General features: G+C 50.1%; 18 protein-coding genes. 6 read left to right on the plus strand and 12 right to left on the minus strand.

Annotated features, from left to right (window positions below):
* Positions 1 to 29 precede the first annotated feature (29 nt).
* Positions 30 to 677, plus strand: a complete 648-nt coding sequence (locus FD28_RS07070; protein WP_057734020.1) for a metal-dependent transcriptional regulator — start codon at positions 30 to 32, stop codon at positions 675 to 677.
* Positions 678 to 797: 120 nt separating this feature from the next.
* On the opposite strand, the gene nhaC is transcribed toward FD28_RS07070, so the two are convergent.
* Positions 798 to 2,258 carry a Na+/H+ antiporter NhaC gene (gene nhaC, locus FD28_RS07075; RefSeq protein ID WP_057734022.1) on the minus strand — a complete coding sequence of 487 codons (1,461 nt, stop codon included), beginning with the start codon at positions 2,256 to 2,258 and terminating at the stop codon, positions 798 to 800.
* 355 nt (positions 2,259 to 2,613) lie between these two features.
* A complete protein-coding gene (locus FD28_RS07080; RefSeq protein ID WP_057734024.1) occupies positions 2,614 to 3,144 on the minus strand; it encodes a GNAT family N-acetyltransferase in 531 nt (176 codons plus the stop codon).
* A 633-nt stretch (positions 3,145 to 3,777) separates the two neighbouring features.
* Here FD28_RS07080 and FD28_RS07090 point away from each other — a divergent pair.
* Positions 3,778 to 4,167 carry a hypothetical protein gene (locus tag FD28_RS07090; RefSeq protein WP_057734028.1) on the plus strand — a complete coding sequence of 130 codons (390 nt, stop codon included), beginning with the start codon at positions 3,778 to 3,780 and terminating at the stop codon, positions 4,165 to 4,167.
* Here the strand turns inward: FD28_RS07090 and FD28_RS07095 are convergent, their stop codons facing one another.
* Complete coding sequence (locus FD28_RS07095; RefSeq protein ID WP_157059866.1) at positions 4,168 to 5,031, minus strand: aldo/keto reductase; 864 nt, start codon at positions 5,029 to 5,031, stop codon at positions 4,168 to 4,170. It lies immediately after the preceding gene.
* A gap of 206 nt (positions 5,032 to 5,237) precedes the next feature.
* Between FD28_RS07095 and FD28_RS07100 the strand changes: the two genes are divergently transcribed.
* Complete coding sequence (locus tag FD28_RS07100; RefSeq protein ID WP_057734030.1) at positions 5,238 to 5,849, plus strand: hypothetical protein; 612 nt, start codon at positions 5,238 to 5,240, stop codon at positions 5,847 to 5,849.
* Between the two features lie 55 nt (positions 5,850 to 5,904).
* On the opposite strand, the gene FD28_RS07105 is transcribed toward FD28_RS07100, so the two are convergent.
* Both FD28_RS07105 and FD28_RS07110 read right to left on the minus strand, forming a co-directional pair.
* The gene (locus FD28_RS07105; protein WP_191982163.1) at positions 5,905 to 6,663 is read right to left on the minus strand and encodes a potassium channel family protein; all 759 of its coding nucleotides are present in this window, start codon (positions 6,661 to 6,663) and stop codon (positions 5,905 to 5,907) included.
* A gap of 220 nt (positions 6,664 to 6,883) precedes the next feature.
* Entirely contained in the window at positions 6,884 to 8,056 is a 1,173-nt protein-coding gene (locus tag FD28_RS07110) for an ArgE/DapE family deacylase (protein WP_057734032.1), read from the minus strand.
* A 193-nt stretch (positions 8,057 to 8,249) separates the two neighbouring features.
* Between FD28_RS07110 and FD28_RS07115 the strand changes: the two genes are divergently transcribed.
* Positions 8,250 to 8,762 (plus strand): YbhB/YbcL family Raf kinase inhibitor-like protein, encoded by a 513-nt coding sequence (locus FD28_RS07115; RefSeq protein WP_057734034.1) that lies wholly within the window; start codon positions 8,250 to 8,252, stop codon positions 8,760 to 8,762.
* 31 nt (positions 8,763 to 8,793) lie between these two features.
* Positions 8,794 to 9,306: a universal stress protein gene (locus tag FD28_RS07120; protein WP_057734036.1), complete on the plus strand. Its 513-nt coding sequence runs from the start codon at positions 8,794 to 8,796 to the stop codon at positions 9,304 to 9,306.
* A 104-nt stretch (positions 9,307 to 9,410) separates the two neighbouring features.
* Here the strand turns inward: FD28_RS07120 and FD28_RS07125 are convergent, their stop codons facing one another.
* From FD28_RS07125 to FD28_RS07145, 5 genes are all read right to left on the minus strand, one after another.
* Complete coding sequence (locus FD28_RS07125) at positions 9,411 to 11,972, minus strand: YfhO family protein (protein WP_057734039.1); 2,562 nt, start codon at positions 11,970 to 11,972, stop codon at positions 9,411 to 9,413.
* Positions 11,973 to 12,235: 263 nt separating this feature from the next.
* The gene (locus FD28_RS07130) at positions 12,236 to 12,610 is read right to left on the minus strand and encodes an iron chaperone (RefSeq protein ID WP_057734041.1); all 375 of its coding nucleotides are present in this window, start codon (positions 12,608 to 12,610) and stop codon (positions 12,236 to 12,238) included.
* Positions 12,611 to 13,342: 732 nt separating this feature from the next.
* On the minus strand, positions 13,343 to 14,713 hold the full coding sequence (locus FD28_RS07135; protein ID WP_057734043.1) for a sugar porter family MFS transporter: 1,371 nt from the start codon (positions 14,711 to 14,713) through the stop codon (positions 13,343 to 13,345).
* A gap of 579 nt (positions 14,714 to 15,292) precedes the next feature.
* Positions 15,293 to 16,534 carry an MFS transporter gene (locus tag FD28_RS07140; RefSeq protein ID WP_057734046.1) on the minus strand — a complete coding sequence of 414 codons (1,242 nt, stop codon included), beginning with the start codon at positions 16,532 to 16,534 and terminating at the stop codon, positions 15,293 to 15,295.
* A 170-nt stretch (positions 16,535 to 16,704) separates the two neighbouring features.
* A complete protein-coding gene (locus FD28_RS07145; RefSeq protein ID WP_057734048.1) occupies positions 16,705 to 18,738 on the minus strand; it encodes a right-handed parallel beta-helix repeat-containing protein in 2,034 nt (677 codons plus the stop codon).
* Positions 18,739 to 19,118: 380 nt separating this feature from the next.
* Between FD28_RS07145 and FD28_RS07150 the strand changes: the two genes are divergently transcribed.
* Positions 19,119 to 19,832 carry an MIP/aquaporin family protein gene (locus FD28_RS07150; protein ID WP_057734050.1) on the plus strand — a complete coding sequence of 238 codons (714 nt, stop codon included), beginning with the start codon at positions 19,119 to 19,121 and terminating at the stop codon, positions 19,830 to 19,832.
* A gap of 150 nt (positions 19,833 to 19,982) precedes the next feature.
* Here FD28_RS07150 and FD28_RS07155 read toward each other — a convergent pair whose 3' ends face one another.
* Entirely contained in the window at positions 19,983 to 21,356 is a 1,374-nt protein-coding gene (locus FD28_RS07155) for a sugar porter family MFS transporter (RefSeq protein WP_057734052.1), read from the minus strand.
* A 474-nt stretch (positions 21,357 to 21,830) separates the two neighbouring features.
* Positions 21,831 to 23,339 (minus strand): xylulokinase, encoded by a 1,509-nt coding sequence (xylB, locus tag FD28_RS07160; RefSeq protein WP_057734053.1) that lies wholly within the window; start codon positions 23,337 to 23,339, stop codon positions 21,831 to 21,833.
* Between the last annotated feature and the right edge of the window lie 442 nt (positions 23,340 to 23,781).

The following is a 23,781-nucleotide window of genomic DNA, read 5'->3' on the forward strand; positions in this document are numbered from 1 at the left end:
TATTTTCATTCTATTGGGGAGTTGATTAGATGTTGAACCATCGGAATACTTATTTAAAGATCATCGCGGAGTGCAGTTTTGCACGACCACGCGTTAGTAATAAACAAATCATTCACTTTGCTTCTGTCACACCGGCAACGGTTACCGAGATGACCCGTTCACTTCAGAACGCGGGGTTGGTCAACCGGCGGCGCTATACCGGCGTGACCCTCACCGCTCCCGGCCAACGACTCGCCTGCCAGCTGCTACATCACTATCGGCTTTGCGAAACCTTTCTCGCCCAGAAGCTTCATTTACCACTCGCTCTCGTTCCAACTCAGGCCTGGGCCATGGCGGATGCGCTGACCCCGGAAACGGCACTGGCACTCAACGATTACTTAGGAAACCCGCAGCGCAGTCCATTTGGCGGCCTCGTTGATCCCAGTAAATTATTAGATGATACTCCGATCACCCGGCTAAGCAGCGTCACGGCGCCCACCACGGTCATCTTAGAAAGTTATCTAGAATCGGCGGCACTAGTGGACTACCTGCAACATTTAGGTCTGCCCCTAGGCGTGCCGCTCCACGTGACCAAGCACGATACCAGTCTGAGTCTGTTCTACCTAGAAGATGACCAGCATCACGAAATGACCGTTAACGATCAGGCCGCCGACTATATCTATACTAAAAAGGCGTGAGCACTTTAGCTCACGCCTTCCAAAGGATACGATTTAATCACCTAACACTTACGGTCGCCAGTCAGCGAACTCTAGAGGTTTCGCTGACGCCCACAGTGGCCGACACGCAGAAATCTTAACTTAAGCACCTTGTCCCTCACGACCCGGTGCGGCTACAGTTGCGGCGGTAGCACTACTGTCATCGGATGATGGCAGGCGCTTCAAACCAACACCAGTGAAGCCACTGAGGATGGAGAAGACGGGTGAAAGGAGACTGAAGAAACAGAATGGCAGGTAAGCCAGCGTTGAGACACCCAGCGTGTTGGCAGCGAAGACGGCGGCAACACCCCATGGTACCAAGTAGTTGATGACGGTCCCACCATCTTCAAGGACCCGGCTCAAGGCCAAGTTGTCTAAGCCCCGATCGTTAAAGGTTTGCTTGAAGGCTTTACCAGGCAGGATAACGGAGAGGTATTGTTCCCCAACGAAGATGTTCACCCCAATCCCGGAAAGGATAGCGGCGGTCACCACAGAACCGGTATTCTTCAAACGTTGCGCCAGTGGTACCATGGCCGTTTGAATAATGTTGAACTTCATCAACAGACCACCTAAGGTCAACGTCAGGATAATCAAGGAAACCGTCGACATCATGGCGCTAATCCCACCACGTGTCAGCAAGGCATCCACACTAGCATTACCGGTCTTAGACACGAAACCAGATTCGATCATTGTTGCCACGCTGCTCAGAGAAGTGGCTGGCTTTTCAATGAATAACATCACAATAGCTAAACCAATGTTTAAGAGTAAGGTCGCAATGGCTGGAATCTTCCGCCATGCGCAGACGAACATCAGAATAATCGGTAAAGCGGCCCACCACGTAATGGAGAAGTTGCCGCTCAAAGTGGCAATGGTCTTGTTAATCTTGCCCATGGCATTGGCATCGGATGACCCCGTGCCCATGAAGAAGTAGAGCACCAGGGAAACCAAGAAGGCCGGAATCGTGGACCACATTAAGTTTTTGATGTGGGCAAATAATTCAGATTCCGCAATGGCAGAAGCCAGGTTGGTGGAGTCAGACAGTGGCGACGTCTTGTCACCGAAGATGGCACCGGAGATAATGGCCCCAGCAACTAATGCGGGGTTAAAGCCCATCGTAGTCCCCATCCCGAACAAAGCAATCCCAATCGTGGAAATGATGGTAAAGGCACTCCCGATGGACGTCCCTACAATCGCACACACGAGGAAGACGGATGGCACGAACCACTGTGCTGAAATCAAATGGAACCCGAAGACCATCATGGATGGAATAATCCCAGCGGCGATCCAGACACTGATCAAGGCCCCGATTAACAGGAAGATGAAGATGGGAATAATCCCGGTCTTAATCCCATCAATAATGCCGCCGTGAATATCATCCCAGTCGGCCCCACGTAACTTGGCCCACAGAATCACTAACGCAATCACCAGTAAGACCGGTGTCATCGGTGATAACCCAAACTTAATGACACCCAATCCCATAACGACCAACATGGCCAATAGAATAATAATTGCTTCGCCAAATTTAACTGGCTTCCAGGTACGCTTGTTGTCTTGTTCTTTCATAAAAATCGCTCCTCTTTGTTTATGCCTAGATTATGTACAAAAAAATCGCCCCCGCTGCAATCAACATTGCAACAGGGACGATTTAGACGACAACCGTGGTACCACCCAGTTTGAGCCACTGGTTCTAGACCCAGTCAACTCCACTCACTAGATGGTAACGGCTCTAGTTATTCTCCGCCTGCCGGAGCAGGACATTCCACTGTATTTCGTCGTAATCACCCTGATCGGTTCGCAGCAACCACCGACTTTCTGACACACAGATGACACGCTACTTGGTAATGGAAATTAGCGTTCGTTATTTGATTGATTTGATAATAGCACGATGAGAAAAGACCGTCAACCTCTAATCTAAAATTTATTTAAATGAGGCTGGGTATTCCAACATCCCCCCGACATGAGCCAAAGCCCCAGCTGTCAGTGGTTTGATCAGGTGACTCCCCATAGGAACGGCCAAGCTATTATGAATTGAAAAATCTTCTGCCATCACATAGCCCCGGCTTCCAAAGAAATTCATATCACCCACCACGCTGATAGCAGCGAAGCCGGCCAGCCGTGCCCGTGATTCCAATTCGCTCAGGAGTTGGCTACCAATCGCCTGCCCCTGCCATTCAGGATCAACCGCCAATGAGGCGAGTCCTAGAATCGTGGTGGTGTGCCAGTTTCCCCGGATCGTGACGGGGCTTAACAACCCATGGCCCACGACCTGGTCAAGTGCCGGCTTGGCCACAACTTCTAGACTAGGTTGATAGTCATAGGTCGAACGCAGTTGGTGAATCACGTTGCCTTCGGTTCCTGCGCTTTCTTGCGCGGGCGTAAAGGCTGCCGTTACTAATTGGTCTACCTGCTGGTAATCTTCCGGTTGAATGGTTTCAAAACTCAAATTCAATTCGTATACCTCTCATTTCCAAAGCGGTCTGCATCAATACTGTGCTATTATACACGACTCATCATTAAATGCGAAACATTCATTTGGCCTTAATGGTTTACCTAAGTGAATCTTAAAGAATTAATTGATTTCAGATAGTCGGTTTTGCCTGCGGCAGTCAGAGATTCCGGCTGCTGTGGGGACCGCCTGCGGCCTAAGAAGCGGTCCTCCGGCTCGGTTTGAAGCCCAGCAAAGATCGCTGGTCTCCAAACACGTCCCACGCTGTAAGCCGAAGACCATCGACTAACCTTCAATAAACCGCAACTGTTCGTAAAGACGCCCCAGTTAAGAACGACTTATCTCAAGTTACTAGAAGTTGTTTAAAAAGGGATTACTCCACTCGCATCCAGTCAAAACTGACAGCCACTCTAGACTCGATAACCTGCCATAAAAGTACACGCCTAATCGGGCCCATACTGACTTTCCAACCATCACGTGCCCTGTCCGTCCCCATCTCACGGGATGGCGCTGTCACGCAAGTTGGGATCGCCCAAACTGTTTGAACTCTCACTAACTTATCACCGAAAATAACTTGAAATCTGGCCGCTAACCCCGTAAACTGGACGAAATCATTCAAGAATCGAGTTGAACTCTATGACCTCCAAACAGCGTTGGGCTGGCCTTTCCATTCTGCTTTACGTTGCCTTCGTGCTGGTCGCTATTTTTACCGGCATCATTGACCCGAAACAGGTTGGTTTAGAATGGACCATCTTCTGGTACTTTACGGCGGCCGGACTTTGTTACTACTTTTACTTTAAAAACGTGAGTTATCGCGAAGTCGTCTACTACGCAAAAAAACTAGGCTATCACAAGGATGACCTAGTCTCAATGGTATCTAAATTAAAAGAAACACAGGACGTGCCCGATCCGGACCATCCCCACTTCTTCAGTCCCTTTGCCAAGGTGCCCCTTAGCGTGGTCAATCAATTGACTGATCAGCTAGAGATTCAGGCCAAGGAACACGATATTCCACGTTACCGCTAGTTACTTTCGGCTGGAATACGTCTGCGACTGCTTGAGCCAAGCTTCATCGGCTGGGTCTGGTCCCACACGCTTGCCGGCATCTAAGTCACTAATGGCCCGCATTTCATCTTCATCCAGGCCAAAGGCAAAGACGTCGCGATTTTGTTGAATCCGGGCTTCATGCGTGGACTTAGGAATCACGATCTCTTCACGTTGAATGTGCCAACGCAAAATAATCTGAGCGGCACTCACATCATGCGCTGCGGCCAATTCGCTAATGACGGGATCGGTCAACGCGTTGTTCTTACCGCCACCCAACGGACTCCAGGATTCGTGCAAGATGCCTTGCGTTTCCAGGTAAGCGTGTAAGTCGTTTTCTTGGAAATACGGGTGCGTTTCAATCTGATCAACCGCTGGCTTCACGGTGGCCGTTTCCATCAGTTTTTCCAGTTGGGCCTGGTTAAAGTTGGAAACCCCGATGTTCTTGATCTTACCGGCCTTGTACAGGTCTTCCATCGCCCGCCAACTTTCGGCGTAGCCAGGAGCTGGCCAGTGAATCAGGAACATGTCGAGGTAGTCAAACCCCAGCTTGTCCAAGGTCGTCTGAAATGCCGCCTTGGTCTCGTCATAGCCCCGTTCGCTGTTCCAGAGCTTGGAAGTCACAAAGATATCCTCGCGCTTGACGTCACTCTCACGAATGGCTTCACCGACCCACTGTTCGTTGCCGTAGTAGGCTGCCGTATCAATGTGCCGATAGCCCGCAGCTAGCGCCCATTTAACCGCGTTTTTGGTATCTTCGGCGTTGTCCACTTGGAAAACACCCAAACCCAGTTGCGGAATCCGGTTGCCGTTATTTAGAGGTAATTCAGGAATGTCATTATGCAAATTAAAAACCACCTTTCAAACTTAGTTCCACTACCATCATACAATATGCTGGCGGTTTCCGCGGTAAGAAAGCCAAGGAAATCACAAAATTTAGGGTTAAAATTTTCTTCTGTACCCATTTTGCGTTAATATGGAGAGTGTGGTAGTTTGTCGTCTTAACGGCAAGCTTGTTTTTTCACACCGTTTCTGACATGGAGGTTTTTCAGTTGAACAACCAAGAGCCAAAATCACGCGTACAACGGTATAACTTTAATCAGGACCCTAACCGGCCAACCCGCCAACGGCCCCGGAAGCCGCGACGGTGGTGGCCTTGGGTCATGACGCTATTAACGTTGGCCATCGCTATCCTGTTGGTCTTAGGCATCACACACCATAATAATTCCGCATCCAAAACTGCCTCATCATCGAGCAACAGTGCTTCGCTCGTCGCCAAGGCGTCATCCGTCTCCGAGCAGAGTGCCTACGAAAGTTTTAAAGATAAGTACGATGACTTCAATGATAATGGCATTACCGTTTCGCAAAAACAAAAGCTTCAGAACATGATTAATGATGAATCGAATAGTGCTGTCCAGTCCCGTGAGCAAAAGCTCCTCGACCAGGCGCAAACGAAGTCGTCTTCCACGCAGAGCAGCGCCTCAAGTTCCTCGGCAAGTAGCCACAATCCGACCTCATTTGACGCTGTGCACACTTTCTCTTCCGTTGACGATGCCCAAAACTGGGCCCAGGCCTCTAAGAATCAATGGCTGCAGGCCGGCTACACGACCTATACGATTACATCGGATGGTCAAGGCAATTACAATCTACAATTTGTCCGTTAAACGCGACGCTCTTTGGAGCACCGCGTTTTTTTTTGACTCAAAATTTGTCACAGAATTATCTGATTTTTTTGGAATCATCCACTTGTTTCTGCAAATGATCCACCTTCTCCGTCAGCGTCTCAATCTTCGCCAAGAGTTGGTTGAGGTCCGCCTGTTCCTGCCGCTCTTGGCTGGTCGCCACCTGACGACTGCGATCGGCCACAAAGCCACTAATGGTACTGGTCAACAACCCAATGAACCCAATACCACCGACCATCAGGACACTCGCAATAATTCTGCCAAACGCGGTGTGGGGCGTCTCATCCCCATAACCCACGGTTGTCGCCGTCGTCATCGCCCACCACAAGGAATTAGCCAGGCTCTGCTTTTCCGTCAGTGAGAATAGAAACGCGCTGAGGACAATAATACTGACACTGATTGAAAACAGGTAGATAAATCCCGTTTTATACATAAATTGATGATAAGCCCGGGTCCACTTGCTGTTGAGGCGCAGGCGCCAGAATAAGTGGTGGTAGCGAATGAAGCGGACCAACCGCCCCAGCCGAAAGAAGGCAAAGACCGGGTGCAACGGGATAATGCCCAATAAATCAAACGCCGATTGAATGAGAAAGATCTTTCGGTTGGGCGTGCAGATGAGGCGGACCACATAGTCAATGGCAAACACCACTAACAAGCCATTAATTCCGACTAATTCCGCACAGCGATCCCCCCAGCCCATTAGCAAAGCCGTCACCAACCCCACTGATAAAAGCGTTAGCAGCGTGACCCCCACGTGGTAGCCAATCAGCCGTTGTTGCTTGCGTTTGGTCATCATCTTTTCTCCCCCCATAACAATGATATCTAATATAGGCGCTCCTTCGAGAATTACCAGTAGCCGGCCTAAAATTTTAGCAGTTTGCTAGCTTCTATATGCAAACTTAATAATTGGACCACAAAAATACGGCCAGGACAAAGGCCCTGACCGCGAGACACTCTTTATTTATTTTTGCTGAAACCTACGTCAATACACGACTAGTCACAATAGGCGTTATCAGCTAGCCTTGTACCTTCTCCGGTTGGGCCGCCTGCTTCAAGAAAGCCGGTACTAACGCTTCGTAAAAATCAACGGCCTGCAGGTATTCCTTGAGTGAAATATACTCGTCCACTTGATGAGAGGTGTTGCTCCCCGGACCGATTTCAATGCTGGTGAAGTCCGCCTTGGCCCGTAAGAATTCGGCCCCATCGTTGGCACCACCGGAACCCACTACCTGGGTGTCGTGCCCACAAATATCGTCACTGATCTGCTTGGCTAGCTGGACCAACGGCGCATTCGGATCACCCGGAATGGCCTCTTCTGGAAAGCTATAACTGAGGTCAAGCTGCACCCCCGGCTCTTGATTCAACTGGGCAATGAGGGCCTCCAACTCGTCATAGATCACCTGGTTTGGGTAAGCCGGAATCGTCCGCATATTCGCCATCAATTCCGCATGAGCCGGGATCGAATTGACCTGCTCGCCACCGGAAATCAGGTCGACGTTATGAAGCAGTTTGCCTAAAACGGGATCGGTCTTGGTGTACTTTGCCATCACCGGCCCCACGGCGTTGTAAAACTTCATGAGATTATCAATCGCGTTGATGCCCTTTTCCGGCTGGGCGCTGTGCACGCCCTTCCCGGTAGAGACCACCTTATAATCAATCACGCCCCGCGCCGTGTAAACCACGTTATCCAGGCCACTGGGCTCGGCAATCACGAGACCGGCCAACTGATCCGCATAACCCGCATCGGTCAGCTGAGCCGCCCCATACTCGCCGGTCTCTTCACCAACCGTCGCCAGTAACCGAATACTTCCTGGGAGCTGTGTACCCTGTTCCAAGAACTCCAGCATGGTGATGACGATAGCGGCCAGTCCGCTCTTCATGTCGGAAGCACCGCGACCAAAGAGTTGATCACCCACGACTTCCCCGGCAAAGGGCGCATGCTGCCAGGCACTTTCATCTCCCGCAGCGACAACGTCCATGTGCCCACACAGTCCCAGTTGGGGACCCGCATGGCCAATGGTGACCACCAGGTTGTCACGACCAGGCGCATAGGTAACTTTTTCAATTTTGGCTTGGGGATAGGGTTCAAACAGACTAGCAATGTAGTCCGCCACCTGGGCCTCGTGGTCGTTCACTGAGGGAATCTGAATCAAGTGCTGTAAAATGGCAATCTTTGCTTGGGGCGTCATACGCATCAATCCTTTCGTCGTTTCGTTAAGTTGTTATTAGCATACGCCCTTTCGTGCAAAAATCAAGCTTATTTTGCAAATATATTAGTTATATACGACATATTCGTATTTTTATACATTATTCATGCATATTCGCGACTGACGTTTGACTGCGGTATAATGAAGAGTGTTAGTTATACCTAGGAGGGATTTCATGCGAATCGTTGTGCCAACCGAAGAAAATGGCTTTTTAGCCGATGAATTTAGCAAATATGCCACGGGCGATGACGTTTACGGCGGGCAACCCGTCAAATCATTCCCGATCAAGCTTCATAAGATTCCGAAGAAGACCCAGACCTTGGCGTTGAACCTCATTGATTTCGATGCCGTTCCCGTCAGTGGTTTCCCTTGGATTCACTGGGTCGCCGCCAACTTTCCGGGCAGTACCCGTGAGATTCCGATGGACGTTTCCCGCACGAACGCCATTCCTCACGTCCATGGCCGCAACAGTAATGCCGGCTCTCTAGTGGGTAACACCGATCCCCAAGTTTTCCAAAACTACACGGGACCCTTCCCACCAGACCGCGATCACGATTACAGTCTGACCATTTATGCATTAAACACCAAGCTTGACCTGGCCGATGGCTTCTGGTTAAACGACCTCCTCCATCAAATCAATGGCCACGTCTTGGACACCGCCACGATTACGTTACGTGGACGGGCCTAACCACAACTCAGTTCAAAGAAGAAGGCTAATTATGGGACAACAATACCAACAGATCTTAGTGCCCGTCGACGGCTCCATTCAAGCGGAGCTGGCCCTAAAAAAGGCGGTGACCGTGGCACAACGCAACCACGCTCACGTCGATCTGCTTAACGTCTTGCGGATCAACCACTACGGCTTTTATGCCAGTGGCTCCATGCCAGGTAGCGTGATTCATGAACTGGCAACGGATGCGACGTCCTACCTCACGTCGCTCATGGAAACGACCAAGGCCGCAACGGGCTTTCAGGACCTCGACATTCACGTGCGGTTCGGCAATCCCAAGACCGTCATCGCCCACGAATTTGTCCGCGACCACCAGAATGATTTAATCATGCTGGGGGCGACCGGAATGAGTGCCGTCGCGCAGATGGTCGAGGGCTCCGTCACCGCCTACGTGAGTCGGATGGCGGAAGTGGACGTTCTGGTCGTGAGAACCAATGAGAGCGGCCAGCCCGTTGATACCAAACAGGTTGCGGTCGAGAACCAGGATCAGCCCCAACTCTAAGATTCACTTCAAAATAACCAGAAACACAAATACCCGTAACCGCTGATGTTTGGCAGTTACGGGTATTTTTAATGGTTTCTAGCATGGCATCTGGCCACGATTAGTTACAACCGTTTCCGATACCAGAAAATAAGGTAGGTGCTGACACTGACCAACGTGATGGCCAGGCCCACCACACCGCCGGGCACGTGATACCGAACGACCACGTGATTTCTCCCCGGCGTGACCGGAACGGCCGTCATATCCCCCAACACGGTTCGCGTCTTCACCGGTTGATCGTTCACGGTGATCCGCCAGCCCTGTTCTTGTGGCAAACTCAGGTAGGCCCACCGCTTCGTTGCGGTTGCCGTCAACGTCCCCTGATAAGCCGTCCGCAGATGACCGCGATGCCGCTTTAACGTCAACGCGTGGGCAGCGACCGACTGGTGCACGGCCGCCATGCGACTGGCTGGTAGTGTGGCGACCTCCAGGGACTTCGGTGTTGGCCGATTGCTGGCATACGTGATTGTCAAGGCCTCACCCCGGCGATACTCACCCAGATTAATCAGACTGGTATTGCCGTCCGTAAACATCCGTGGGGCCACGGTATGCCCGTTGACCCGCATTGTAGAATATTTGCTCGAACTGCTGGGATCGAAGAGGTATAGCCGCCCCGTCGCTTGTGGGGTCACATGCCACCTGTGATTGTAGACGAAATTAGTGGGATGATTGTTGATTCGCCAGATGGCCTTAACCTGATCATGACCCGCCGACACCGGCATGAAGTAAGCTCGCTTGCTCGGCCGCAACGCCTGAAGAATTGCTTCCTGATTGGCAATCGCGTTGGACGACAGTTTGAGGTTAAGGAACGGGGCACCCACGGCAAAGCCCATGCCACTGTAGCTCCCAACGTGAACGTTGCCCGTCTTCGCCAGTTTTTCGCGAATCCCGAAGACCATCTCCGTAACCGGCGTAAAGCCTTGATGACTCAAGCGCCGTTCGTTGCGTGTGTACAGACCCAGGGACTTCGCCATTGAAATCGTATTGGCAGAAATCGTTGAACTATAAGCCGTGGTACCATTGTAGCCCAACCACATGCTGTCGTTATAAGGATTGTAATGCCCCTGAAAGCCCGGGGCCACGGTCGGTGTGTCATTACGGATCCGGTAGAGGGTGGTGGCGGTGGTCATCGGCTGCAAGCGTTTGACGGACTGGTCATAGGCCTTGGCATACCGACGCTGACTCCCATAATCGACGCCCGTCAAGGCAAAGCTAAAGTTCACCAAGAGTTCAATCACCACGACTACGCCCAGCAGGACAGGACGCGCCCGACCCACCCAGAGCAGACCGGCCGTAAGCACCACTATCACCAGACTCGTGATGATAGCGGGCCAATTTAACGGCTGTAGGCTCGCATAATAATCGGACTGCGTCACGGTCTGCATCCAAGGAATCAGGGCGCTACCCAGCAGCATCACGACGCCTAACCCTAACGGTATCCCCCAGCGCCACCGTAGCGACAACTGCGAGACGCCCAGGCGCCAGGCACTGCTGGCAATCAGGATGAGCACAAAGCTAAAGAAGAAGCTATTACGGAAGGGATAACCCGCGGGCGGCGTCATCAAATGCCAGATCGTATTTAACCCGCGTAACCACATTCCCAGGAATAAGAATAGCAGAAAGAGGCCCGCGCGCGCTTTGGCCCAGCCTTTGACCTGTGGCAAGCCGAAATAGGCCACCACCAACAGGACCACCAGCGACGACACAAAGATGGCTGGCCCATGGTTCAAACGCTGCAAATAATTTGCCGATCCCACGCCCAGCTGACTGAAGAATTCCAGACCAAACGTCGGCAACAAATGAAAGTTGCCAGACTGCGACTGTGTTTTCGGCGTTTCTAACATGCTCAATACCGTTGGCAATAAAACGACCAGCGTGCTTCCTACGCTCAATAGAGACGCGCCAATGAAGCGGTAGAATAGATGCCGCTGTGCCCGTAGCCAGTCGCGCACCGTTTGCCCCGCTGGCCAGTCAGCCGTCACCTCATAAATAAAGTAGGCAACGACGAAGAGACAGGTCATATAACCCAAATAATAATCCGTCAGCACACTGATAAAGAGCCAGGCAAAGTAGGCCCCCGTCCGGCCGGAAACCACCAGGCGATCAATCCCCCACGTGATCAACGGTAGAAAAATCAGCGCGTCTAACCACATCAGATTAAAGAAGTTCAGGGCTACGAAGCCACTGAAGGCAAAGGCCACGCCAAAGACCATCACAAAGGGCCGCTGGGTGCGCCAGTGTTCCTGCAGGTAAAAGGTCATGGTCCCTGCCATCGTCGCGATCTTCAGCATGATAATGATGGCCATCGCCACGGGAATCTGACTGGCCTTAAAGAACGCCAGTAACAGGTTGAAGGGACTGAGCAGGTAATACGCGATGACCGGGACCCAGCTCCCGCCAAAGGCCTGATGAAAATTATAAAGATCCCACACGTGACCGTGAATCAGCCGCGTAAAGTCCGTAAAAAAAGGAATGTACTGCGTTCCCAGGTCCCCAATTAAGAGGTTGCGATCGCCAAAGGGTGTAATCCCTCGCACCGCAAATAAACCGGCCACCATTGCTAACGCTAAAACACCCGCCAAGACGGGCAAGCGCCAGTGATTGAACCGTAATCTTTCTCGTCGCATTGTTTTAAAATCTCCCCGATAATTAAACTACTCCGTGGTCACTGGTCACGCGCTCATCCCCCGATAATCGCCGTGACCGTGGCCGTTGTCCGTACAATTTCCGCCACCATTGACGGCTGAAGCTTTCCTTATTGTACCATTTACGTGACCTAAAATAACGATTAGCCAATGTAAATTTCGCTTGCATAATTGGCTTAATCATCGTGACGAAAAAAGCCGGTCGCACTGGTCATGCCGCTACCGACTGTAAGCGATGTAATCATTTACTTTCGCCAAAAGGTCGTGCAGTCCGCCTTATCCGCAAGGTTAAAGGCAATGATCCGCTTCAACAGGTCATAATCTACGGGTTGTGTCCACTTGATGCGTCCAAATTTCTTACCCGGATTGTAGTTATCGGCGGCAATCTGGTCGGCAAATTCCGTCATGACCGCACCCTCCGGCGCAAAAGCCATGTGGGCCTTGGCCACACTGAAACCAATAATAAACGTTCCGTGATCGGTAAATATCGGCTGGTTCCACGCAAAGCGTTGTTCCAATTGGGGAAATGCCGTCTGCACCCAATTCAACACCTCTCGGACCCGTGCCTGCTGGCTGGGATCCTCGATTTTGTCCAAATACGTTTCAAACGCTGCAATCATATGGTCACCCCTTAACGATTTCGTTAATCTTTTAGTCAGTATAGCACGCTGGCAGAACCGAAATGCTCGCCGCGTCCCGATATTGGTAAATATTTGCGCCATTAAATCCGTCTGAAGTAGACGCACTACGGCTGCCAGGGATTCCGCCTGCTGTGGGGACGCTTCAGACCGGAAAGAAACCGGTCTTCTCGCTCGATTTGGAGCCACGAAGATCACGTGTCTCCAAAGTCGCCCGTGCTGTAAACTGGCTGAAAAAACGCCAGTTAACACCACTTTCACGGCTGGTTCCATCCCTGGCCTCCTCCGGCTCTGGTTGTGTTTTATCACAACACATCGTTCGAAAACGTGACTACCCCGCGTATTCGGTTCAGTTAATAACGACTGCTATAGTTATGATCACAGTCAGCTAAGAGCACCATGTAAGCCGTGAGGTCGGCAGATATGGGCTCAGGTGCGTCGTTCTACTTAGTCAGTAAGTGAATTTCTTACTGGCTTAGTAGAAAACCAAGCTTGTAGACTCGTGATTTTCGAGGCTTCAAGTTGCGTTCGCACCGTTCCAGTCCATATCTGACGACCGGTAAGGCGAAGGGACCACTAGGTTGCCTAATTTTAGGTCGACTGTTATTGCTAAATAGGTATACCTAGTACTTTAAAACTTCCAACCTTTAGTCAGATAAAAAAGGGGCGACCCTCTCAGGAGTCACCTCAATTTCAAACGTGATTTATTTAAAATTACTTCGTTGCACTGGCAGGTTCAGTTTCGCCAGCCTTGGCACGTAACGTTGCTTCGATCTCTTCAAGAGAACGATTCCGCGTTTCGAAGACCTTGGCGTGAACGAACCAAATCGCGAACAGGCACAAGACACCGTAACCGATGAACAAGCTCCCAGTACCGAAGAAGTCCAGTAAGGATGGGAACGTCAAGGAAACGACCATGTTAGCAGCCCAGTTAATCACACTGGAGAAGGAGTTCCCTAACCCACGAATGTTCAATGGGAAGACTTCACCAATCATGACCCACATAACAGGGCCCCAAGTTGCGGAGAAGAAGGCAATGTAAATGGTCAAAGCGATAACGGAAATGATCGCCGCCACGTGAGAACCACCGGAGAACTTCATCCCAAAGCTCATGACGAACAGGGAAGCAGCCATCCCAATGGCACCGTAGATCAGCATCTTCTTCCGGTCAACCTTATCCATAATCATTACGGCAACGGCCGTTACGATCACGTTAAAGATCCCGATCCCAATGTGGGCCAGCAAAGCGGCGTTAACCCCGAAACCAACATCCGTAAAGATGGTTGGTGCGTAGTACAACACGGTATTACAACCCATGACTTGTTGGAAGATCGCCAAGCCTAAACCAATAATCAATGAAGGACGAACCATCTTACTGAAGAGTTCGGTCCAGCCACCACTGACAATCTTGGCTTGTTCTTGAATCTGAGAAAGTTCTTTGTCGACGGCCTTGGTATCATGTTTGTTCATGGTATCCAGAACTTCACGGGCACTGTCAATGTGACCCATCTTGACCAAGAACCGGGGACTTTCTGGTAAGACCAGCCCACCGATAAACAGTAAGGCCGCTGGGATCGCAGCGAAACCTAACATCCAACGCCAGCCGGTGTACATCCCGGCGAAGGAGTAGTTGGTGATGTAGGCCAAGAGAATCCCAGTCATAACCATCAATTGGAACAGACTGGACATCGTCCCCCGCTTATCAGCAGGTGACAATTCGGCCAAGTACGTTGGGATCAATGCAGAGGCGGCACCAACGGCCATCCCTAAAATAATCCGCGAAACGATCAGTGTCCAGAACTCTGGAGAAAATGCTGATCCTAAAGCCCCAATGAAGAAGATAATAGCAGATAACAGTAAGAGCTTCCGCCGACCAAACCGGTCAGAAGATGGCCCAATAATCGCGGCACCTAAAACGGCACCTAACAAAACGGCACTGACAACCCAGCCTTGTTGCCAAGATCCCAGGTGCATTTGCTTCTGAATAAACAGAATCGCCCCTGAAATTACCCCGGTATCATACCCAAAGAGGAGACCCCCAAGGGCACCGAAGAAGTAAACGAATCCGGTAGAAACTTTTCGCATTAATATTACTTCCTTTTCGCGGTTCATCGCCGCTGAATTATGCAATATGTAAGTTGGCAAGCTTTTGTTGGTTGATTGCGGCAACCAACTATGAGTCTATGATAGCACTTACATTCTACTTTTGAAAGCGTTTACGTGAAAAAATTGTGATTAATTGCACGAATCTTGCGTACCATTGAAAGTTAATGATCGCCTTTCAATTCTGCATACGCCAGACTATTCATACTGCAAGATGTCTACCCAATGGTGACTTAACATTAGCGTCTTTACCTATTCTGTACACAATCATGGTGAGATCTACATACTCATTTGCTAAATTTAACTGTAGAAAAAGAGATTGCCCACCGATGGCGCAATCTCAATCTGGTTTGACGCTATTAAATTAGTCTAAATTACCGCACTCCGGCTATGATTGTGTTTTATCACAAAAACAGTTGGAGAACGTGGCAAGTTATCATTTTCGACCCAAAATTGATAACGATTGTTGCAGTCATTATCTCAATTGCCTAATTTTAGTCACACCGTTGATGATAGAACAGATATGGCCAGTACTTTGAAACTTTCAACCTTCAGTTAGCCCTAATGAACTTTCTTAATCATCAGAATCAGTCCGGCACCGACTAAACACATAATTCCTGCCATTGGGAAGATCATGCGGTAACCTGAGAAACCAATCACCAGGGACGCCATGATGGGCCCAAATACCTGACCCAGTGAGTTAGCTAAGTTAACAATCCCCAAGTCCTTCGCAGCACTGTTGGGGTTCGGTAATACCGTCACATTCAGGGCTTGGTCAACCGAGTTGTACATCCCCATGGCGGCACCACTCAAGCCGGCATAAACAAACATCGTCCAAGGCGCGGGATCAAGCGCGGGAATGGCAACCCCGATCCCCATCGCAACCGTTGACAGGGCTACCAAGAGCTTCAAGCTATGGAATTTGTCGGCTAAAGGCCCCCCGATAATGGCGAATGACACCCCCGCCACCAGCAGAATCATCGACATCACTGAGAGATTATGCGTGGCACTTGCTGACGACAGATTCATATAATCCGTGAAAATGTATAACTGATAACCGGTGATAATAAATTGCGCGGAGACGAACAGCAGCTTTCCAAAGACCGCTAAGTAAAAGTCCTTGATGTCCCCATGAATGGGAAATGAGAAGGCTTCAATCAATTCGGAACCATGTAATTTTTCGACCTTTTCGCCCTTGTTGCTTCCGTCACCGACCAACAGTAACCCAACAATCGTAAAGATAATTTCGAATACCATGAAGATGTAAATTCCACTGTTAACGTTGGTAATATAGTGGGAGGCAATCATCGTCCCCACGGGCGTCCCAATGTTCATCCCCACCCCATAGAAGGCGGAAATTGACCCCCGATACTTCTTCGGTGCCTTGTCCGCGATAAATGCGACCAAGGGCGCTACCATCATGTTCAACGCCACTTGGAACAGTGACCAGTTAATGATGATTCCCGGAACCGTGGTCACTTTCGTCAAGAAGTAAAAGCACACCAGCGTACTAATCATCCCAAGGAAGATCCACGGATTCCGCTTTCCCCAGCGGCTCGTCGTTCTATCGGAAAGTGCCCCTTCAATAATGTTGGCAATGGTAGCCACAATCATCGCTATCGTGGCTAGTAACGCCACAATTTGAACTTTTTGCCCCGGCGCAATCTGTTGAATCTTTGCCGGCAGTAAGGTTGAGTTAACCCCCAAGTAGGGAACCAGCCACCCCAGTAAACCAAATAGAATCCCAAAACCTAATCTATAGGGAAATTTTCCCTTTTGGACTGCTTGCTGTTCATTTTTCATGATTATCCTCCTCACACAGGAATGGACATATGTAGCCACCAACTGGATGTTGCTATACAAAAAGGATCCTTACTAGAAATATCATCTCAAATTGATTTTCCTAGTAAGAATCCACGTCACAACACCCAGTCGGTGCCGCTTAGAATATGAATACTCTAATTATTCGATTCTTAGTTTTTCCACAAAACTTCGCGCGCGTCATCGCCCGATACGAATGGGCCAGGTACCGTCGATACGCCACGATGATTACCGAAGTAGTCTTCATTGAAGACAATGTCATCGCCATTAGGTTGCTCGTAGCGTTGTTCCGGCTCGAAGGCCTCGCCCAGCGTATCCGTGGTAATAATGCCTTCGTAGTAGTCGCCAATCAGGTCGTAGAGGTTGGTCTTCACAGAAACCTTATCGCCATCTTCAACCAATTCGACGGAAACCTTGTCAGTGGTATTAACCAGGTTGTCGGTTTCCTTCTTCCAAGCCTTGGCGCCGTTGAAGTAAACATTTCCGGCAGCCCAGACTGGCAGGTGACCGTAATGCGCACTCATCAGGTCATTCATATCCGTTTCCTTGGCAAACGTGCCGTTGACGTTCTTAAATTGGTCGTACCATTCGTCATAGGTTGGATATTCATCGAAGCCGTCCGTCCCAACTTGTTCCGTATCCTCGTGTTCACGGTCAACCAGAGTCTCATCCTCAGTCTTTTCAACTGGCCAGTTCTGAACGAAGACGTTGTTGTAGAAACGATCGTCCCCGTGAAGAATCGTCATGAAACCAGCAACTTCCGTCCGGTGTTGGATGTGGTAAGGCGTGAACCGAGGTTGGTTCTTCCCATCCACAAAGAAGTCGGTGTTGGCACCAATGGACGTGATGGACCCCAACATGAGGTTGTGGACACAAGCCACACCTTGAGTAGCCAGCCGCAGTGAGGCTTTAGACAACAGTAAGTTGTTATCAATCAAGGTTGGTCCATGACCCACTTCAACGAAGATATCTTGACTCTGCATAGCACCCACGATCCGTGTTGCAGTGCCAGTTGGCGCGTAGTTATGATCTAACAGGTTTTGCGTGATCCGAGTACCTTGCGCTTCCCAGTCCGTCCAGATTCCCATCGTGCAATCATTGATGTGGTTGCGCCGGATGATGACATCGATCGCAGCGTGCATCTTGATCCCGGCAATTTCGGCACCTGCTAATTCTTGCATGTTGTTGATGTCATGAATGTGGTTGTCTTCGATGATACTGAAGACCCCACCCTGACGACCGACGATCCCATCTTGTTCACAGTGATGGATGTTGTTACGCCGGATAATGTGATGCCCAATATTTTCCTTTAACCAGCCATGGTATTGACCGCGGCAAACCGCGTCCCGTTCCATTTGTGTTGGACTCTTCACGTGCTTGTAGGTGAAGTATTGGTTGTTCACGGGATCTTCGTATTTCCCGAGAGAAATACCGGCACAACGACTATGGCTAATGTCACAGTCTTCAATGATCCAGCCACGAGACCAGTGGGGGCCAATCATCCCATCTTGGTAAGATGCAGGCGGTGCCCAAGTCGTGGCCGCTTTGTTAACGTTGAAACCACTCACGGTAATATTATTAATGCCCGTTTCTTGAGGCATGAAGACTTCCCGCCGAACGTTAATTTCTACGTTCTCTTCGTTAGGATTCTTCCCTTGGAAGTTGGCGTAAATCACGGTTTCATTACGAGCCGTATCTTGTTCGGTGTACCACTTGTAAACGGAATTCTTCCGTTCCCAAGAACGCCCATAAACCTTGGCTTCAATACACTCTTCCAATGACGTGGTTTCGTAGAATTGCCGATCGTTCATGTAAACCGCACCGGTATGCTTGTTCACGGGACCGAAGTACCAGTCCCCCATAACAAACTCGGTATACGGGTTATATGACCCAAACAAGCCATTGTTAATCCGGCTCACCCACACGTTGCCTTGATACTGTTGCCAGTTCTTAACTGCTTCGGCCCCCGTGATGATGGCCTTCAAGGGTTCCACACTGCGATATGTAATGCGTTCGTCGTCGGTCCCACCATTTTTGGGATTAACGTATTCCCGATAAGTTCCGGGGAATACCAGAACCTTGTCACCCGGTTGGGCAACCTGTGCGGCTGTATTGATCTGTTTATAAGGTGCTACCTTGGTCCCATTACCGTCATGTGCTGCATTTGCATCAACATAGATTTTCACGATAAACTGCCTCCTTAGTCTTAACTCACCTGCTTAAACCCTCGCTGTCATCCCAGCCTGACGCTGAGTGGCAAGTCCGGTTTACGTTTCGGTGAAGCGCTTACATTTATTAGTTTAGCCGCTCACGTTGCAAACCGTTTGAATAAACGTCCGATTTTTTGAATGTTTTTTGGGATATATCGATTATTGCTTGTAAGGAATGCCGATGCAGCGCCGGTTAACCCCTGTCCTAATGTGCGAGAAATCTTTTTGAATTTATTTTCTAAAACCCGCTCCACCACAATAGGATATTGAAACCGATTCCATCTCGTGTTAGTATGTTTATCGAACCAACTTAATAATGTTTAGTAAACTTATAGCTTATACGAGGAGATAACCGCATGAATGGCTTTATTGGAGAATTTTTTGGGACCTGCGTGCTGATCGTTTTAGGACAATCCGTTGCCGCTGGTGGCAATTTAAAGAAAACATTCGGAACCGCTACGGGAACCAACTGGTTTTATATCACCTTTGCCTGGGGAATCGCCGTCACAATGGGTGTTTACGTTGCGAGTTCTCTCGGCTCCCTGGGTCATCTCAACCCGGCCATTACGATTGCTTACGCCCTGTTCGGCTTATTTCCCTGGCATGAGGTGGGCCCCTACCTGCTTGGCCAATTCTTAGGCGCTTTCGTAGGCGCTGCGATCGTGATGGTTCACTTTTATCCGCAGTTCAAGGAAGCCAAGACCGTTAAACAAGGGAACTCCGTCGCCATCTTTGCAACCAAGCCCACCATCAAAAATAACCTCTTTAACTTTCTCAGCGAATTCATTGCCACCTTCTTTTTCACACAGATCCTCCTCAACCTAGGTAACTTCAGCCAAGGGTTCAAACCCTTTGTGGTCGGCCTCGTGATCTTTATCATTGGTGCTGGCTTGGGGACCACCACGGGATTCGCCCTGAATCCAGCACGTGATCTGGCACCCCGCCTGGCCTACACCATCATCCCCGTTCCCAACAAAGACGTTGCCCACTGGGAATACGCTTGGGTGCCGCTGTTTGGTCCTTTATTGGGCGCCATCGCTGCGACCGCCATTCAGTCCGTGCTCGTTTAATCATTCACGATTAGTCATTCGCCAAACCGCCCTGCAACCCATGAGGCGCGGTTTTTTATTACTCTCAAAAACACGCTTTGCCGGCTTACACGCCCCTATTACCCACCAAAAAAAGACTACCCTCACTGGAGTAGTCTCTCGCTTAAAACCTTATTTAGCGGAACTCAGATCGGTCGCAGTGGCACCCGCTTTTTCCCGCAATGTTGCTTCGATTTCTTCCAGTGAACGGTTCCGCGTTTCGAAGACCTTCACCTTCACGAACCAGATGGACAGGAAGCAGAGAACCCCGTAACCGATGAACAGACTCCCTGTGCCAAAGAAGTTCAGCAAAGCAGGGAAGGTTAAGGAAACCACCATGTTAGCCGACCAGTTAATCACACTGGAGAAGGAGTTTCCTAACCCCCGGATGTTCAGTGGGAAGACTTCCCCGATCATGACCCACATTACCGGACCCCAGGTTGCGGAGAAGAAGGCAATGTAGATGGTCAAGGCAATCACTGAAATGATGGCTGCAGCTTGAGACCCACCGGAGAACTTCATCCCAATACTCATCACGAACAGGGAAACCCCCATCCCAATGGCACCACCGATCAGCATCTTCTTCCGGTCGATCTTATCCATGATCATCACCGCAATAGCCGTCACAATCACGTTAAAGATCCCGATCCCAATGTGGGCTAACAGAGCTGCGTTAACCCCAAAACCAACGTCTGTAAAGATGGTTGGCGCGTAGTACAGCACCGTGTTACAACCCATGACTTGTTGGAAAATGGCTAAGCCCAACCCAATAATCAGGGAAGGTCGTACCATCTTGCCAAAGAGTTCGCTCCAGCCACCATTCTTCATCTTGGCCTGTTCTTCAATCTGGCTCAATTCCTTGTTGACGGCCGTCTGATCATGCTTGTTCATGGTATCCAGAACTTCACGCGCTTGATCAGAGTGTCCCGTCTTGACCAGGAACCGAGGACTTTCGGGTAAAATCAGACCACCCAAGAAGAGCAGTGCGGCCGGGATAGCCGCAAACCCTAACATCCAACGCCAACCGGTGTAGACACCGGCCCAGGCGTAGTTCGTAATGTAGGCAAACAGGATCCCCGTCATAACCATCAGTTGGAACAGGCTAGACATGGTTCCCCGTTTGTCAGCGGGAGATAACTCGGCTAGGTACGTTGGAATCAACGCCGAAGCCGCCCCCACGGCCATCCCTAAGATGACCCGTGAGATAATCAGGGTCCAGAATTCCGGTGATAGTCCGGAACCTAACGCCCCAACGAAGAAAATAATAGCTGATAATAACAGTAGTTTCCGCCGACCATAACGGTCAGAGGAGGGCCCAATGATAGCGGCCCCGAGAATAGCACCCAAGAGGACGGCACTCACGACCCACCCTTGTTGCCAAGAACCCAGGTGCATTTGCTTTTGGATAAACAGAATGGCTCCGGAAATAACCCCGGTATCATAGCCAAACAGTAATCCCCCTAATGCACCGAAAAAGTAAACAAATCCGGTCGAAACCTTTCGCATAGATATCGCTCCTTCGTATGACGAACGTCGTATAGTCAGCAGTGGCAGTGTATGTAAAGAAGTATAGCTGAACATGTAAGTTGGTTGTCGGTTGGTTGAGGTTGCCAACCAACCATGAACTCATCATAGCACGACCTTCATCAAAATGGAAGCGCTTTCTAAACGATTTATATTAATTTGTTCAGCTGCAAAACACCTTCCTAGTCGCTCACCATAAGTTTAGTAAAATCCCAGTCTAACGCGTAAATGTTTTCTATTCTGACCGGTCCCTGTTCCTTTCAATGATTAGGAATTGCGCAGTCATCAAAATTAAACCGCCAAAAAGTGAGACTGATTTTCGGTTTTTTTCGTTAGTATTAATAGAGACACAAAGAAGCCGGGATTAAAAATCCCAGCTTCTCTAATCTCTTCACCTTTGAATGATGGAGGAGGCGGCGGCCCCCAAATAGCGCCACTCACGCCTCAATCTCATCTTTAAAGTTCTTCGCGACGGTAATCCAACAATTGGGCACTGATGCTCTTCGTTTGTTGGTAAACCTGCTTGTAAATCTTGTGCATTTTGGCGTACTTCGCCACGTTCTCTGGGTTTGGTTCGTAAGCCTTGCCGAAGTGAACGAAGGTCTTGGCACAGTCTTGTAAGGAATCGAACCAGCCCAAGCCGGTGGCCGCGATCATCGCAGCTCCCATGCCGGGACCCTGTTCGTTCTTCAGGCTGACGACTTTACGGTTAAAGATGTCAGCTTGAATCTGTAACCAGAGCGGACTCTTGGCCCCACCACCGATGGAAACCACCGTATCGAAGTCGCCACCGTTTTCTTCGTAGATATCGAACAAGTCTCTAAAGGAGAAGATAATGCCCTCTAGAACGGCCCGGACGAAGTCATAACGTTGATGAGTCCCATCGATCCCGGTAAAGCTTCCCCGGATATCAGCGTCGGCGTACGGTGCCCGTTCACCCACAATGTAAGGGGTGTAGAGCAAACCATTGGCTCCAACCGTTGACTTGGCGGCACTCGCTACAACGTCCGTAAAGTCTTCAGCGGGCGCAAAGGTCTTCTTAAACCAACTGAGGGAGTATCCGGCAGCTAGCGTCACACCCATGGAGTAATACTTGTCAGGAATGGCGTGATCTTCAAATTGAACAACCCCGTGGTAGTTCACATCAGGCGTGTCCTCATACTTCAACACAACCCCAGATGTCCCGATACTGGACAGCACCATATTGGGGTGTAAAATCCCGGCACCCACGGCACCGGCGGCGTTATCGGCGGCCCCACCGAAGACCTTGGTGTCCGTGGTCAAGCCGGAGAATTCAGCGTAGGCCGGGGTGACCGTCCCTGCAAAATCAACGGACTTGATCAATGGTGGACACATGCTCAACGGAATATCAAAGGTCTCACAGATCTTCTTACTCCATTCACCCTTGGCAACGTCCAGTAAGACGGTCCCCGTGGCATCGGAGTAATCCATGGCGAGGTTCCCCGTCATGCGGTAACGAACGTAATCCTTAGGCAGAACAAAGTATTTGGCTTGTGCCCAGATGTCGGGTTCGTTTTCCTTAACCCACAACAACTTTGTCAGGGTGAACCCTTCTAGTGGTTGGTTTCGGGTAATGTCAACGAACTCGTCGCCCATCTTGGCTTCGATTTCTTTCCGTTGGGGCGTGCTCCGCGTATCGTTCCACAAAATGGAAGGCCGCAGAACCTTCTTGTCCTTATCCAGCAGAACCAGTCCGTGCATTTGCCCGGAGAAGCTCAGGCCTTCAATGTCGCTGGCGCTCAAGTGATCGTTTAAGATCAAGCGTACAATCGCAACGGTCGTACCGGAAACCCAGTCCTCTGGATTTTGCTCGTTATAACCGGGCTTCTTTTGAATCAAATCGTAATCAAAACTCTCTTGGGCGACAATCTGCCCACTGTGATCTAGTGCGGAGACCTTAACGGCACTTGTCCCTAGGTCAACACCGAGTACGTACTTTCCCATCGGTCATTCCTCCTAAATTTCGGTTCATCTGTTCATTGCTTAATGTGTTTACCTACGCCTTACCGTTCGCCAAATTTGGACTGGAACGCGGTGAGCAGGACGGGGCAGTCTTGCCCCTCGCTTGAAGCCGAAGAACGCGTCTTCAAGTCGCCATTTTCAAGAAGATCGCTTGAAAATCCCACGGCTGAGTCCAAATTTGACTCACTCACGGCTACCTGGATATTACCAATTACTATTGGCTAAATGTTGATTTACCAGGTGTTTAAACCAATTTACTATTCAAAGACTAGCTTAACCGGAGGCGGGCAGAGATGTAGCCAGCTGTGTCGACGGTGTTAGCCGATTCTCGGCTTACAGCGTGGGACGCGTTTGGAGACTGACGATTCTTGTCAGGCTTCAAACCGAGCCGGAGGACCGCTTCTCAGGCCGCAGGCGGTCCCCA

Origin of the sequence: Levilactobacillus hammesii DSM 16381, assembly GCF_001434395.1 — a bacterium.
GTDB classification, from domain to species: domain Bacteria; phylum Bacillota; class Bacilli; order Lactobacillales; family Lactobacillaceae; genus Levilactobacillus; species Levilactobacillus hammesii.